Here is a 14,666-nt window from a genome sequence, read left to right as displayed (position 1 = left end):
GGGCTGCAGCGTCATAGCCGCTCACCGTCAAGCTCTTATGCCCCAACACCGTCAGGTGTCGTGTGAACTCCGTCACCAGCGGGGCGAGATCGCCTGCGTCCATGCAGCGCAGCCCGTGGCAGTGATCCTCACTCGACTTGGCCATTCCTTGTCTCCCTTCCGTTGCCATCAAGACAGGAAGGGAGGCTCAGATTATGCGGAGTGAGAAAGAGGGCAGCAGGAACTAAACTGTTGATAACGAAGTGGCTCTCGGATTGAACGGCCGCACACTCCGCATAATCGTGGGCTCCGCATAATTTCTGTTATGTGGTGCACCACATAACAGAAAGGGAATGGAGGGGCTTGCCATGTTGGTGCGGGAGCACATGAAGGCCGATCCGTTCTCGGGTGCTGTTTATGTGTTCCGTGCCAAGCGGGCGGACCGGATCAAGCTGATCTTCTGGGATGGTACGGGTTTGTGCCTGTTCGCCAAGCGGCTCGAGGAAGGCGTCTTCCGCTGGCCGAAGATCGAGGATGGCGTGATGCGTTTGTCGGCGGCAGAATTGTCGGCGCTGCTCGAAGGGCTCGATTGGCGGCGTGTCCACGCGGCACGGGAGACGGTCGTCCCGACGCAAGCCGGATAATTGTGGGCCGCGCTGCGGCGAAGTGAATCAGGGGCATCGAGCACGTCGTCAGGCGGGCGCGAATATGCTCTGATTTGCCTGTGAGCGATAACCTTCCTGATGATCCCGAGACGCTGAAGGCGATGCTGCTTGCCGAGCGGCACGAGACTGAGCGGCTGCGCCAGATCATCAAGGAGCTGCAGCGTCATCGCTTTGGCCGGAAGGCATCGCTTCCCGAGGAGCAGATGCTGCTCGGTCTCGAGGACGTCCAACAGGTTGCGGCCTGTACGGAAGCCAGCCAAGACGAGACAGCTCCGGAAGGCCGGGCGGAGCGCGCACGCAAGCGCCGCAACAATCGCGGAGCACTCCCGGCGCACCTGCCGCGGATCGAGCTCGTGGTCGACCTCGACGCCAAGACCTGTCCCTGCTGCAAGGGCGACCTGCACCAGATCGGCGAAGACAAGAGCGAGCGGCTGGACATGGTGCCGGCGCAGTTCCGCGTTGTCGTCACCCGACGTCCCAAATACGCCTGCCGAGCCTGCGAAGATGGCGTCCTGCAGGCCGAGGCTCCGGCCCGGTTGATCGAGGGCGGACTGCCGACGGAGGCAACCGTCGCCCAGGTTCTGGTGTCCAAATATGCCGATCATCTGCCGCTCTACCGGCAGGCCCAGATCTATGCCCGCCAGGGCATCGCTCTGGATCGATCGACGCTGGCGGACTGGGTTGGGCATGCCGCCTTCCATCTGCGCCCGCTGCATGAGCGCCTTCTCAGGGTGCTTCGGGCGAGGTCCAAGCTGTTCGCCGACGAGACGACGGTGCCGGTGCTCGATCCCGGTCGAGGGCGGACCAAGACGGGCCAGCTCTGGGCTTATGCCGCCGACGACAGGCCCTGGGGTGGGCTCGATCCACCCGGCATCGCCTATGTCTATGCACCCGACCGCAAAGCCGAGCGGCTGTTCAGCCATCTTGCCGGCTTCAAGGGCGTCCTGCAGGTCGATGGCTACAACGCCTACCCAAAGCTTGCCGAACGTGGCGAGGTCGAGCTCGCCTTCTGCTGGGTGCACATGCGGCGCAACTTCTACGAACTCGCGACAGCCGGCCCCGCTCCGATTGCGAACGAAGCGCTGAAGCACATCGCCGCATTCTATGCGATCGAGAAGGAGATCCGCGGCCGCAGCGCGGAGGAGCGCCGCCTCGTGCGGCAGCAGAAGAGCCGACCACTGGCCGATGCCTTCGAGGTATGGCTGCGCGCCAAGCTGGCCCTCATCAGCCAGAAGAGCAAGCTCGCCGAGGCCATCCGCTACGCCCTCTCGCGGTGGCAAGGCTTAACGCGCTTCATCGATGACGGCCGCATCGAACTCGACAACAACACCGTCGAACGATCAATCCGTGGCATCAAGCTCAGTCGCAAGAACGCGCTGTTTGCCGGATCCGACGGCGGTGCCGAACATTGGGCTGTCGTTGCGTCCCTGGTCGAGACTTGCAAGCTCAACGACGTCGATCCGCTCGCCTATCTCACCGACGTCCTGACCAGGATCGTCAACGGGCATCCAAACCGCGACATCGACCAGCTACTGCCCTGGGGCTACCGCGCTCAAGCCCTCAAAGCCGTGGCCTGAGAACGACGCTTACATTTCCCTCCACCTGAGGCTCGCTGCAGTCGGGTCGGCGATGGAGCGGAGGAACCGGTGTACACTCCGGGCTAGGTTGCCGTGTAGGCAAGCCTTCGAGGATTCGATTCTCGAAAGCTTGCAACCTCAGCTCCCGAGGCACCGAACCTTGTTCAGCGCTTTGGGCTTCACGGTTCAGCGCTAATAGGGCAGGCAATCGACTTGACTTCCAAATAGTCCTCCAGGCCGAAGCGACCCCATTCGCGACCGTTACCCGATTGTTTGTACCCGCCAAACGGGGCCGCGCGGTCAAGTGATGCACCCTGCAGGTATATGTTGCCTGCACGAATCAAGCGACCTACGCTGCGCGCGCGATCGGTTGAGCTGGAGAATACGTAACCGGCGAGACCATAGGGGGTATCATTGGCAATTCGAATTGCGTCGTGCTCATCCGTGGCACCAATGATCGCAAGTACAGGCCCGAAGATCTCCTCACGCGCAATGGTCATCTCGCTTGTGACGTTCGCGAAAATGGTAGGTCGAATGTAAAACCCTTTTTCGATGCCTTTTGGCAGGCCAAGGCCGCCAGTGATGATCGCGGCTCCCTCGTCCATGCCTTTTTGGATTAGTCCTTGAATTTTGTCCCACTGGCCGCGGTTTACCACAGGACCCATATGTGTGCCGGCGGCCCGGGGATGGCCGACCTTGTACCTGTCCGCCACTGTCTTCGCGATCTCTGCGACTTCCGCCATTCTGGACTTCGGAACAATTAGCCGCGATGGCGCGTCGCAAGATTGGCCCGAGTTAAGAAAAATCGTCTGGACGCATCCGCGGACTGCCTTGTCGAAATCGGCATCATCAAGAATGACGTACGGAGACTTTCCTCCCAGTTCTTGGCTTACGCGCTTGACGGTGTGGGCCGCTCGGCTCGCAACGTCGATTCCCGCTCGCGTCGATCCGGTGAACGAGATCATATCGATATCTCGATGCTCGCTCATAGCAGCACCCACTTCAGGGCCTAAGCCGTTAAGCAGATTGAATACCCCCTTCGGTACGCCAGCTTCATGAAGGATCTCCGCGAATATTAGGGCACAAGTCGGGGCGAATTCGGACGGCTTGAGAATCATAGTGCAACCGGCAGCGAGCGCTGGTGCTACCTTGCAAGCTATTTGACTCATAGGCCAATTCCAAGGCGTGATCATTCCCACTACGCCGATAGGCTCACGAAGCACAGCCGCACTGCCAATTCGCTCTTCGAAGGAGTAGTTCTTGAGCACGTCGAGCGTGGTCGCGAGATGGCCGATGGCGGAATTAGCCTGCATCTGCTCGGCCATCTCTAACGGAGCGCCGATCTCGTCGGAGATGGCGTCGCCGATTTCTTTGGCGCGACCTTTGTAGATATCGATGATGTTTGCGAGCAGGCTTAGGCGCTGCTCGCGCGTGGTCTGGGAAAAGTACTCGAATGCGCGCCTAGCCGCGATGACCGCCTTATCGACGTCTGCCTTTGAGCCAAGCGCTACCTCATACATCTCCTCTTCGGTTGCTGGATTGATCGTACGCATTGACTTCAGCGCGGCGGGATTGCTCCAAGCGCCATCAATGTAGAATTGCATTCGATTGACCATGTGATCCTCTCGACGATGGTGTAAACTGGACAGTATCGCGACGTGAACCGGTGCTACTTCAGTTGCGCTTCGCTCTGTGATGGCGGCTCCGTAAACCGGCGGTTCGCTTCTTTGGAGCGGGCCACGCCAGGGAGGAAGACGCCTATGAGGAAGGTTTGAGGGTCCGACATGCCTGGTGCCGCCATGTTCATTGAGCGCGCGAAGCTACGTTCACCTTCGCATGCCTTGAAGCATCTGCCGATGAACCTGGCGAGTGCGACAAAGCACCATCTCTTTCCAATCGGCTCTATCCGGATAGTAGTGCTGCTTCACGCGTTGGCGAATGTCACGCCCAAAGTCGGTATGAATCTGAGCTTGACCGTACGCATATAGCCAATGGTCAGCGCGCAACAATGGTCTGGCCGCCTCTGGAGGGTAGGTTCCAAACTCTAGGCAAACGTAGACGTGGCGATCACCCAGGAGCCGCTCCCAATAGTCGTCTTGCGTACCACTCAGTACCAAGGCCGATGAGGTGCCGAGATCTGGTGAAGTGACTGAATCGCCGAATATGTCGCGCGCCCGCTGATATCCAGTCATGCCCGATGCCTGCTCGCATTGCAGCTCACCATAACCATATGGTCCAAGGCCTGTGTGATAGTCTACGATCAAGACTAGCTGACGCGACGCGATACTGTAGTCCGACACGATTCGTTCGAGTGTTTGGCGAGCTACGCTGGGGCCGAAGCCACCAAAGAACATTCCTGTCGGATGGCGATACTGACCGCTGGTCCGTGCCCTTCGGTAGGCGATTTCACCGTAGGCTGCCCGGTACCTCTCAATCGCTGCTTCGGCCGCCGCAAAAACAGGCCCATCCAAGGCACTTGGTACCAGACTATCCGCGATTGCGTCGTATCCCTCGTTTTGAGGAAGGGGAGCCGTGAAATCGATGAAGTTCCTATTGAGGTCGCAACCTTCTTGCGTAACGCGCCGGTCCCATGCGAACCCGTATGGGTTGATGGCATGGATTAGCAACGTGGCTTCATCAGACTTCAGCTGTTCGTAACCACGCTCGCCCAACCAGTCGAGCTGCGCTGCGGATCCACAATATCCTTCGGCACCGTGCGTAGCCGATATGAGAACCCCCACTTTCGAGGCCCCCCGATCACCAAACCAGGCAACATCTGTCGAGAGCTCTTCTCCACCGGGCCCACAAGCGGGGGATGGATAAACCCGGGCCTCACCGACGGCGGCTTTGCGGACGTAGTCCCGAAACTTACGACGAGCTTCGAAGTAATTCGATGCGAAATACTTATTCGCTGCATTGAGAATGGCGTCGTCCATGAGAATTCCGATCATCATTCAGGACATAGCGGAGATAGTCGATCATCTATGCTTGTCGGACTCAGAGTTACTGAGCCGAACGCAACTGGTCTCTCCGGGGCAGATCAGCGTCAGACTTACCGGAAGCAGTTCGCAGTTTTTCAGCGATTAAGCCCGGCGATCCGCGGAATGAATGCACGAGCGGCTCCGACCCCGATTTTCGTGTTGGGAAGGGGGGAATTGGCGCGCGGGGGCAGCTCACCCCCCCCCCTCGAGCATGGCTAGCCAGAACCTTAACCCAAAACAAAAGCTCGACGCGTGATGGGGCCCATTTGGGCCTGAATCCGTACAATGCGCCCGTCATTTTGCAGGATTCTGCCCCAATGGGCGGGGTTTTCGCAAAATCAGGGCTTCTATCGGTGCAGTATAGTCCTTGCGGAGCTTTTTGCGTAAGGGGCGCGCTTAGTGTCCCGCGGTTGGAAGCGGAGATCCTTCAGACGGCGCGTGACAAAATGGCAAGGGACCTGTCCCCCTCACGGATTCCTCTCGTCTTGACTTTACCGATGGCACTTATACGGCGGTGACGGCTGGGGCAGTTGCTCAAACGATTACATGAAAGAACCGGGTGTATGCCTCTTGGGCAGGCTCCTGAATCAAGAAGGGAGAACGATGATGACTAAAGCGCTCTATGTGAAGAGCGAGGACATGGTATTTGCGCCGATGCATAGCGACGCCGGTGGCTCCGCGAGTGTTTGCCAATTGGTCGGTCCAGAAATCAGCAAGACAATCGATGCTGGCATCGCCACGTACGACGGCTGCTCGATTGAAAGCAAGGTGAATTATGATGAAACCATCGTGGTGCTTGGTGGAATATTTCGGCTTCTCACCGGCGAAAATTATGGCCGTGTCATTGAAGCGAAGTTCGGCGATGTAATTTGGCTTACTAAGGGAACCCGCCTGAAGTACCAAGGGGACAAGGCCAAGGTATTTTATGCTCGTCACCCTGTTGATTGGCGGACCCGCAGTGAGGCGAGCGTGGACGATAAGCCCCTGAACGACGTCTATCATTTCCGAAGCACGGACATGATCTATTCACAGATGCAAATCTATTCGGGCGGCTATGCATCTACCTGCAGCCTCGTTACGCCAGATATCAGTAAGTCACTTGGTGCGACGATCGCGACCTTCAACGGTAGCTCGGTGGACTGGACGACGGAATATGACCAGATTTCGGTCGCGCTTGGTGGAGTGATGCGGATTCGCACAGGCGAAAACTATAGCCAGGAAATCGACGCGCGGTTCGGGGACGTGGTCTGGCTGCCGAAAGGGACTCCGCTGAAGTACGAAGGCGAGAGAGGGATCATGTTTTTCGTCCCGTACCCGGTTGACTGGCGTCTGCGAAGTCAGCCGGTTAGGCCGAAGCCGTGGCCTGCATCGGTTCGATAAGTCTATCCGATGAGCCTGTGGGAGCTCAGTAGGGCCTTGCTGAACTCCCAATCCACCATGCCCTCCTGGGCTTGCGGTCATTCGCATGTTAGTGCCCAGCCGTGGCGAAGTACAGCGGAGCTATGCGCATGTCGCAAGCGTTACAAATCAATACTGGAACAGATGACCTACTGGCGGAGATCCGTGATCGCGTGGGTGTGATTACGCTCAACCGGCCGCAGGCGCGGAATGCTATCTCCCAAGGAATGAAAGTCGCCTGGAGCAAGCTGATCAAGCGATTTGCTGACGATCCACACGTTGGTGCGATCCTGATTACCGCCGCAGGGACCGCCTTCTGTGCCGGAGGCGATGTCAAAGGCATGGGGCAGAGTTCCGCTACAGTTGAAGCAACATTCGAACAGCGGGTGGCCGACTTGCGGGCTGACCAGCGAAAGCTAATCGGTGAGCTGTTCGCCGTAAGAAAGCCAACGGTTGCGGCGCTTCCGGGCGCTGCTGCGGGCGCGGGCCTTGCGATTGCACTCGCCTGCGACATCCGGATTGCTTCGCAGTCGGCCATCTTAACCACCTCATATGCGAAGGTCGCATTGTCGGGCGATTGCGGTATAGCCTGGCTGCTGACGAAGCTCGTTGGGGTCTCCCGCGCGCGCGAACTGATGTTGCTGTCCGAGCGCATCGACTCGCGGCGGGCAGAAGCGCTGGGCCTCCTCAACCGCGTGGTGGCGGACGCGGAGTTACCCCAATTCGCGTTTGAGCTTGCAGCTTCACTCGCGCAGGGGCCTACATTCGCGTTTAGCTGTATCAAGGACAATCTGGATCACGCGGCGGCATCTGACCTTTTCGCGTCGATGGATCATGAGGCCGAGAACCTGATAAAAGCGGAATTGACGCTCGATCACAAAGAGGGCGTGCGGGCCTTTGCGGCGAAGCGAAAACCCGTATTTCAGGGACGCTGAAAGATCGATCTCACTTCTAGCAGGCAATCTTTGGGAGGGCAGCGATATGGATCATCTGCTGCTCTCGCGATGACGCACCCAGAAGAGATCCTTGCTGGCGCCGCGGCGCGAGGTGCTACGGGATGCTCGAGACCTCTCGCGCAAGCCTGCGACCTATGCTTTGTTCTACGAGGAGCGATGCTCAACCGGTAAGGTTTGCATCGCCAGGAGCGCGGCCGAGAGAGCTCTTCTCTACTGGAGAAAATTCGAAGGCGCGTCGGGTCACAGCCAACATCCTAGTTTAGATTGGGCCCTCAGCTAAGTTAAGCCTGATTACGACGGGGACCGCGACAACCTAGCTTTCTCGCGCAGAAAAGCTTCGCGATTCTAGATTATATCGCAGGTTTTCGGCCTAGTTCCGTCGGAATCGGGATTTTTCGATACGGCGCCTGGTATATTGCCAACAATCAACAATCAACAATCAACAATTAACAATCGGCGCGCTGTTCGCAACTAGGAAGCAACGATGGATCTGAATTTTACCGCTGACGAACTTGCCTTCCGCGACGAGGTTCGAGCATTCTGCCGCTCCGCAATCCCTACAGATATCCGCGAGAAGCTGATTGCGGGCCGGCATCCTAGCAAGGATGATAAGGTGCGCTGGACGCGCATTCTGGCGCAGAAGGGGTGGGCCGTACCGCACTGGCCCATCGAGTATGGGGGCAAGGGATGGACACCAGTCCAGCAGTACATCTTCGGCGAAGAAGTGAGCCAGACGCCTGCGCCGGAGCCGGCCGGTAGTGGCATCAACTTGGTTGGGCCGGTTATCTATACTTTCGGCAACGAAGCGCAGAAGAAGTATTTTTTACCGCGCATTGTAAACGTCGACGATTGGTGGTGCGAGGGCTTCTCCGAGCCGGGAGCCGGTTCCGATCTTGCGTCGCTCAAAACGCGGGCCGTGCGTAACGGCGACCACTACATTGTCAATGGCCAGAAAATCTGGACGTCCTTGGCGCAATACTCCAACTGGATCTTCTGCCTGGTTCGGACCGATCCTGACGCCAAGAAACAGCGGGGCATCTCCTTTCTCCTGATCGACCTGAAGTCGCCGGGCGTTACCGTGCGTCCGATTCAGTTGTTCGACGGATATCCCGAAGTTTGTGAGGTTTTCTTTGACGACGTGCGGGTTCCTGTCGAGAACCTCGTCGGCGAGGAAAATCGCGGCTGGGATTACGCCAAGTTTGTTCTTGGCAACGGGCGCGTGACGATTGCTTGTGTTGGCCTTTCGAAGGAGCGTATCCGGCGCATCAAGGAACTTGCTTCACGCACCCGCGTCGGGGGCGAGCGGCTCATCGACAGGGCCGATTTCCGCAAGAAGATTGCTGCCGTCGAGGTCCAGCTCAAGGCGCTCGAGATGACGCAGCTCCGCGTCGTGGCCAATCAATCGAAGCTCGAGAGGGGTACGCAGGACCCCGCAAGCTCGATCCTCAAGATCAAGGGTTCGGAGATTCAGCAGGCGACCTCTGAGCTTCTGATGGATGTGATCGGCCCTTACGCGCTGCCCTATCAATCAGAGGAGGAGTTTCAGCGCGGGGAGCCAGCGATTGGTCCCGATTGGGCTGGACCGATTGCACCCGCTTATTTCAACGGGCGTAAGGTGCCGATCTATAGCGGCTCGGATGAGATCCAGAAGAACATCATCGCCAAGGTCGTCCTCGGCCTCTGACGCTTCAGCAAGTGGAAGATGCTGACTGTGCAGGGTTCTAAAGGTTTGAGGGGCGAAGATGTGGCCCCGTTTAAGGAGGGTTTTCTAGTGGATCTTGATCTTTCCGAGGAGCAGCGGCTCCTTAAGGATGGCGTCGAGCGCTTGATGCGTGAGCATTATAGCTTTGAGGACCGCCGCAAGTACCGCGCGGAGAAGCCGGGATTCAGTGAAGCGATGTGGGCGCGCTATGCTGAGCTCGGGCTTCTCGGGCTGCCGTTTGCGGAGGTTCATGGCGGGCTCGGCGCCGGGCCGGTCGAGACCATGATCGTCATGGAAGCTTTCGGCAAGGCGCTTATCCTTGAGCCATATTTCGCAACCGTCGTACTCGCAGGCGGCATCCTGCGGCATGGCGCGAATGAAGCACAAAATTCGAAGCTCGTCCCCGCCATTGCGGAAGGTCGGATGAAACTCGCCTTCGCGTACGCTGAACCTCAGTCGCGATATGACCTCTTCGATGTTGAAACCCAGGCCAAGAGGGACGGCGAGGGTTGGGTGCTCAACGGGACCAAGGGTCTTGTCCTCCATGGCGATGCAGCGGACAAGATCATCGTGTCGGCGCGAACGGCGGGGGGCGCGCGAGAAAGGGACGGGATTGGCCTTTTCCTGGTTGACGCTAATGCGCCGGGCCTTATGCGTCGCGCCTATCCGACGCAAGACGGGCTGCGGGCGGCCGAGATCACGCTTCAGAACGTACGAATCGCGGCGGCTGACGTTATCGGCGACCCGGCGGGCGCTTTCAAGATTATCTCACGCGTTGCAGGCGAAGCGATTGCGGCCTTGTGCGCCGAGGCGATCGGCTGCTTCGCTGAAATGCATGCCATCACCGTCAATTACTTGAAGACGCGCAAGCAGTTCGGCACGACAATCGGCTCCTTCCAGGTGCTTCAGCACCGCGCGGTCGATATGTTCGTCGAATTGGAGCAGTCGCGTTCCATGGCGACGTACGCCACCATGATGGCGGGAGAGAGCGATGTCATCGAGCGTGAGCGGGCGCTGTCCGCCGCAAAAGCGCAGATCGGCCAGTCGTCCAAAGCGCTCGGACGGCAGGCTATCCAGCTCCACGGTGGCATCGGTATGACCATGGAATACAGCATCGGGCACTACTTTAAGCATGTGACGATGATCGACGCGTCGTTCGGCGATACCGACCACCATCTTCAGCGGCTCGCCTCGCTCGGGGGGCTCTTCGGCGATCAAGCAATTCAAAGATAGGACCGGGAGCTCGAACGAGACGCCAAGCGTTACCCAATACAAGAACCGACGGGCTAAACATGCAAGTTGATCGTGTGCTGCAACAAGACCGCCTTCAGCAGGGAACGGCGGGTAGGATCAGCCAGCTTTTTCGGCCGGAATCCGTCGCCATTGTCGGCGCCTCCCAGAAGGGAGGCTTCGCAACAGAAATCCTCACCAATATCAAAAAATGGGGCTTCTCGGGAGAGGTCGTTGCAGTGAACCCGCGTTACACGCAGGTCGCGGGCGTGCCATGCTATCCGAGCTTGAAAGCCATCCCTCATCCCGTTGGCCTGGCCATGGTCGCCATTCCAAGCAAGGCTATTCCCGAAGTGCTCGACGATTGCGAAGCCGCTGGTGTGCGAGCGATTCAGATCATCTCCAGCGGATTTGCCGAGCAAGCTGGGGACGGGGCAAGTAAGCAACGCTGGCTTATGGAGTGGGCCGCACGAACCGGCATCCCAGTGGTCGGTCCAAACTGCTTCGGCTTGATGAACGCGGCCAATCAGCTGATGGCCGTCCCGCTGGACTTTCACACCATGAAGGCAGGGGGAATCAGCTCCATCCTGCAGAGCGGTACCCTCGTCTATAGCCTGATCGTGCCACTGCTGGCTCGTGGCATCGGCATCGGCCGCGTGGTCACTGTCGGCAATGAGGCATGTCTCGATGTCGCAGATTTCATTGACTATTTTGTCGACGAGGAGGAGACGCGCGTCATCACCTCCTACTGTGAGCAGATCAGGCGGCCGGTTGAATTCATCAAGGCCTGCGAGCGCGCGGCCGACAAGGGTAAGCCCATTGTGATGATCAAGGTTGGCCGCTCTGAAAAAGCCCGCCAAGCGGCATTGGCTCATACCGGCTCTCTCGTAGGTTCAGACGTGGCGATCGATGCCGTCCTGAAACGATTGGGTGTCATCCGCGTCGATACCGTTGACGATCTGATCGAGACCGCGGTTGCGCTGTCTTCGACGAAGCGGCCGCGCGGCCGCCGCGTCGCGTTCGCATCTTTCTCTGGTACCGCCGCCGGCATTCTGTCCGACGTCGCCGATTCCTACGGCATAGAATTTCCGCCGCTGCCCGCACCGGCGAAGGCTCGGCTGGAGAGGGTCTTTCCCGAGTTCGGCAATGTCGGCAATCCGCTCGATCTCACCGCACAGGGCGGCTATGACACGCAGATCATCGATGAATCACTGAGCACGCTTGCTAGCTGTGGCGCGTATGACATGGTGATCTGGGGCCGCGGCTTCCCTTCGTGCCTGGATATGCGCTCGGCTCTCGGACAAGCTTTGACGCGGGCTGCTGCGTTGGCGCCAGAGGTTGTTTTCCCGATCTTGAGCCTTGCAGGCGGTCACTTCTACACCTCGCTCGATCCGAAGGATCCGATGATCGAGCCAAAGGCCGAATTTGAGGGCATGCCGTTTCTGCAGGGGCTAGCTCCTGGGCTGAAGGCGCTCTCTGCTCTGATTGGCTATGCTGAGTTCCAACACAGCCGTAAACCTGGTGATCGCCTATCGGACCAGTGGGGCCGGCGCAGCGCTTGCTATTCTGAGGCATTGCGCATCATGCGCGAGGCGAAAGACGACGTTCTGACGGAGCGTGAGGGCAAGCGTTTACTCGCGCTCTACGGAATTCCGGTCACGCGCGAAGCGCTGGCAACGCGGGCGGATGAGGCGGCGCGCATTGCACGGACGCTTGATTTCCCGGTGGTGATGAAAGTCGAGTCGGCCGAGATCGTGCACAAGACGGACGTTGGCGGCGTCATCTTGAATATTCCTTCCGCCGAGAAAGCAGCGGAGGCATTTGAGCAGATCATGGCTTCGGTTCGGTCGCACCGCCCTGAAGCCAAGATCGGCGGCGTCGTCGTGCAAGAAATGGCCAAATCTGGCCCCGAAATCATGATGGGCGCAACTTTCGATCCGCAATTCGGGCCAGTCATCGCCTTCGGATTGGGCGGAATATGGGTTGAGGCGCTTAAAGATGTGCAGGTGCTGCTGCCGCCCTTCGATGCGGACGACGTGCAATCGGCAATCGGGCGGCTACGCGGTGCGAGCGTTCTGCGTGGTGCGCGAGGCGGCGCCAAGGCGGACTTGGAGGGGCTGGCCGACTGCGTTGTCAAGTTCGGGACCCTCTGCACCGATCTGGCCGACGAGATCGGCGAGATTGACATCAATCCCGTCATCCTTTCTGCCAGTGGGACTGGGCTAGTCGCCGTTGACTGCCTCATTACCAAAAAGAAGCTCAAGGAGTTTGACAAGCGAGCCGGCGATTAGCTGCAAAGCTTGGTTCGACCAGCGAGATCGCCAAAGAAGGATATTACTGCCTGCTCGGGATGAGAGGCGGTGTGAAGTGATCGTTCTTAGAGAATCCAAGCCAAGGAATGCTCGTTGCTTGGTTTCTCTCCGCAAACAACGTAAGCAGTCGAAGCTCAATTAGTTCGTCGCCGTGAAGAGCGGCTAAGCGATTGAGCTGGGATCGCGTTATTCGTTGTGGCCTGTTTTGGGATTGCAGGGTTTTGATGCTTCGGGCATCGGAAGCCTGCAATTTCGTTTTGAGGATTCCATCGGATCGCCAGTCATGATTCCGTCCTCGCATCGGAGGTGGCGATGCGACCGAGGAAGCTCAAAGCGACCGGATCGGGCGATTTGTTCCGGGGCAGGCTGGACCAGATCATCAACATGAAGCACGAGCTGGTTCAGCTCGCTGGCAGGGTCGATTGGGACTGGATCGACGGCGAGATCGCGCCGCTCTACAGCGAGAATGGTCGGCCGGGGATTGCGACCCGTTTCATGATCGGGCTGCTGCCGCTCAAGCACATTTACGGCCTGTCCGATGAGGGGGTCTGCGAGCGCTGGGTCCACGGCCCGTATTTCCAGTACTTCACCGGCGAAGAGTTCTTTCAGCACGCGTTCCCACATGAGCGCTCGGACCTGAGCCACTGGCGCACGCGGCTCGGCGACAAGCTGGGGCAGCTGTTGGCCGAGAGCCTGCGGGTGGCGCATCAGGCCGGCGCGTTACGCAGCCAGGACCTCAAGCGGGTCACGGTCGATACCACCGTGCGTCACCTTCCCGACAGATGCCAAGCTGCTGCACGGGGCGATCAACGGGCTCAACCGCCTGGCGAGGAAGCACGGGGTCAAGCTGCGGCAGTCCTATCTTCGCATTGCCAAGACCGCGGCGATGATGGCGGGACGCTACGCCCATGCCAAGCAATTCAAGCGCATCAGCGGCAGTTGCGCATCCTGCGCAGCCGGCTCGGCCGGATCATCCGGGATATCCGCCGCAAGATCGAAGGTCAGGCCGTGCTCGAGAACGCCTTCGCCCTCCCGCTCGGCCGGGCCTCCCAGATCCGCTCGCAGCAGCAGCGCCAGCGCGGCTGGAAGCTGTATTCCTTCCATGCTCCGGAGGTCGAGCGCATCGGCAAGGGCAAAGCAGCCGCGCTAACCCCTACGACGGTCACACCTTGCGGTACGTCATCGACCGCACCGAGACACTCACCGGCTGTGCGATCGAGCGGGCCTATGTCGACAAGGGGTACCGCGGCCATGACGCACAAAATCCCCGCCGGGTCTTCATCTCTGGCCAGAAGCGCGGCGTCTTCGGGGTCATCAAGCGCGAGCTGCGCCGCCGCTCTGCCATCGAACCTATCATCGGACACCTGAAGACCGATGGTCACCTCGGCCGCTGCTACCTCAAAGGCCGCGCCGGCGATGCGGCCAACGTCATCCTCTAGGCCGTCGGTCACAATTTCCGCCGCATCCTCGCCTGGCTGAGGACTCTTTGGTGTCTGATCCTGACCACCCTCATCGCGGCCGTCAGCGAACGCTTACCGCTCAAATCGGTTTTTTAACGGACGACTAGTTGCGGATTCCAATGATCGCGCGCAGGTATTCCAATCTGATGCCGCGCAACGTTCCAATCTGATCGCGCGCAGGAGAAGCACCCGATCGTTAAAGGTAATTGGCACCATCGATAGCCCGTGGTCAAGCGGCCGCTGAAGGGATCACGTCACATGTTTGATGGTATGGTCGGCGGAGCGAAGCTGACCGGACGCGCACCCCCAACAGTGCCGTAGCGGCCGATCAGCTTCGCGCGCTGCAGTCTCGGTCTTCATCGGCAGCCGATGTAATCAAGGCCGAGCAAGAACGGGCGGACGCCGC

9 protein-coding genes and 1 pseudogene are annotated in these 14,666 nt (G+C 59.1%); 8 read left to right on the top strand and 2 right to left on the bottom strand.

Annotated elements, in window-relative coordinates; translation table 11 throughout:
• The first annotated feature begins 299 nt into the window (after positions 1-299).
• Positions 300-623: an IS66 family insertion sequence element accessory protein TnpB gene (tnpB, locus tag HZZ16_RS36525; RefSeq protein ID WP_246510694.1), complete on the top strand. Its 324-nt coding sequence runs from the start codon at positions 300-302 to the stop codon at positions 621-623.
• A 122-nt stretch (positions 624-745) separates the two neighbouring features.
• A complete protein-coding gene (gene tnpC / locus HZZ16_RS36520) occupies positions 746-2,221 on the top strand; it encodes an IS66 family transposase (protein WP_197955655.1) in 1,476 nt (491 codons plus the stop codon).
• 179 nt (positions 2,222-2,400) lie between these two features.
• Here the strand turns inward: tnpC and HZZ16_RS36515 are convergent, their stop codons facing one another.
• Both HZZ16_RS36515 and HZZ16_RS36510 read right to left on the bottom strand, forming a co-directional pair.
• A complete protein-coding gene (locus tag HZZ16_RS36515; protein WP_197955648.1) occupies positions 2,401-3,837 on the bottom strand; it encodes an aldehyde dehydrogenase family protein in 1,437 nt (478 codons plus the stop codon).
• Positions 3,838-4,047: 210 nt separating this feature from the next.
• Positions 4,048-5,157, bottom strand: coding sequence for a M14 family metallopeptidase (locus HZZ16_RS36510; protein ID WP_197955647.1), 1,110 nt, complete (start codon positions 5,155-5,157; stop codon positions 4,048-4,050).
• 651 nt (positions 5,158-5,808) lie between these two features.
• Between HZZ16_RS36510 and HZZ16_RS36505 the strand changes: the two genes are divergently transcribed.
• From HZZ16_RS36505 to HZZ16_RS36480, 6 genes and pseudogenes are all read left to right on the top strand, one after another.
• The gene (locus tag HZZ16_RS36505) at positions 5,809-6,582 is read left to right on the top strand and encodes a EutQ-related cupin domain-containing protein (protein ID WP_197955646.1); all 774 of its coding nucleotides are present in this window, start codon (positions 5,809-5,811) and stop codon (positions 6,580-6,582) included.
• A 128-nt stretch (positions 6,583-6,710) separates the two neighbouring features.
• Positions 6,711-7,535 carry an enoyl-CoA hydratase-related protein gene (locus HZZ16_RS36500; protein ID WP_197955645.1) on the top strand — a complete coding sequence of 275 codons (825 nt, stop codon included), beginning with the start codon at positions 6,711-6,713 and terminating at the stop codon, positions 7,533-7,535.
• A 505-nt stretch (positions 7,536-8,040) separates the two neighbouring features.
• Complete coding sequence (gene pimC / locus HZZ16_RS36495; RefSeq protein ID WP_197955644.1) at positions 8,041-9,240, top strand: pimeloyl-CoA dehydrogenase large subunit; 1,200 nt, start codon at positions 8,041-8,043, stop codon at positions 9,238-9,240.
• A gap of 87 nt (positions 9,241-9,327) precedes the next feature.
• The gene (locus HZZ16_RS36490; RefSeq protein WP_197955652.1) at positions 9,328-10,491 is read left to right on the top strand and encodes an acyl-CoA dehydrogenase family protein; all 1,164 of its coding nucleotides are present in this window, start codon (positions 9,328-9,330) and stop codon (positions 10,489-10,491) included.
• 59 nt (positions 10,492-10,550) lie between these two features.
• Entirely contained in the window at positions 10,551-12,779 is a 2,229-nt protein-coding gene (locus tag HZZ16_RS36485) for an acetate--CoA ligase family protein (RefSeq protein ID WP_197955643.1), read from the top strand.
• 333 nt (positions 12,780-13,112) lie between these two features.
• Positions 13,113-14,356, top strand: a pseudogene (locus HZZ16_RS36480) (IS5 family transposase).
• The last annotated feature ends 310 nt before the right edge of the window (positions 14,357-14,666 follow it).

Origin of the sequence: Bradyrhizobium glycinis (assembly GCF_016031655.1) — a bacterium.
In the GTDB taxonomy this organism is placed as follows: Bacteria; Pseudomonadota; Alphaproteobacteria; order Rhizobiales; family Xanthobacteraceae; genus Bradyrhizobium; species Bradyrhizobium glycinis.
This window is presented reverse-complemented; position numbering and strand designations above follow the sequence as displayed.

Bases quoted from the DNA above. Each gene is read 5' to 3' on its own strand.
- HZZ16_RS36515 (WP_197955648.1), bottom strand. From the start codon at position 3,837: ATGGTCAATCGAATGCAATTCTACATTGATGGCGCTTGGAGCAATCCC.
- pimC (WP_197955644.1), top strand. From the start codon at position 8,041: ATGGATCTGAATTTTACCGCTGACGAACTTGCCTTCCGCGACGAGGTT.
- HZZ16_RS36500 (WP_197955645.1), top strand. From the start codon at position 6,711: ATGTCGCAAGCGTTACAAATCAATACTGGAACAGATGACCTACTGGCG.
- tnpC (WP_197955655.1), top strand. From the start codon at position 746: ATGCTGCTTGCCGAGCGGCACGAGACTGAGCGGCTGCGCCAGATCATC.
- HZZ16_RS36505 (WP_197955646.1), top strand. From the start codon at position 5,809: ATGACTAAAGCGCTCTATGTGAAGAGCGAGGACATGGTATTTGCGCCG.
- HZZ16_RS36510 (WP_197955647.1), bottom strand. From the start codon at position 5,157: ATGGACGACGCCATTCTCAATGCAGCGAATAAGTATTTCGCATCGAAT.
- HZZ16_RS36485 (WP_197955643.1), top strand. From the start codon at position 10,551: ATGCAAGTTGATCGTGTGCTGCAACAAGACCGCCTTCAGCAGGGAACG.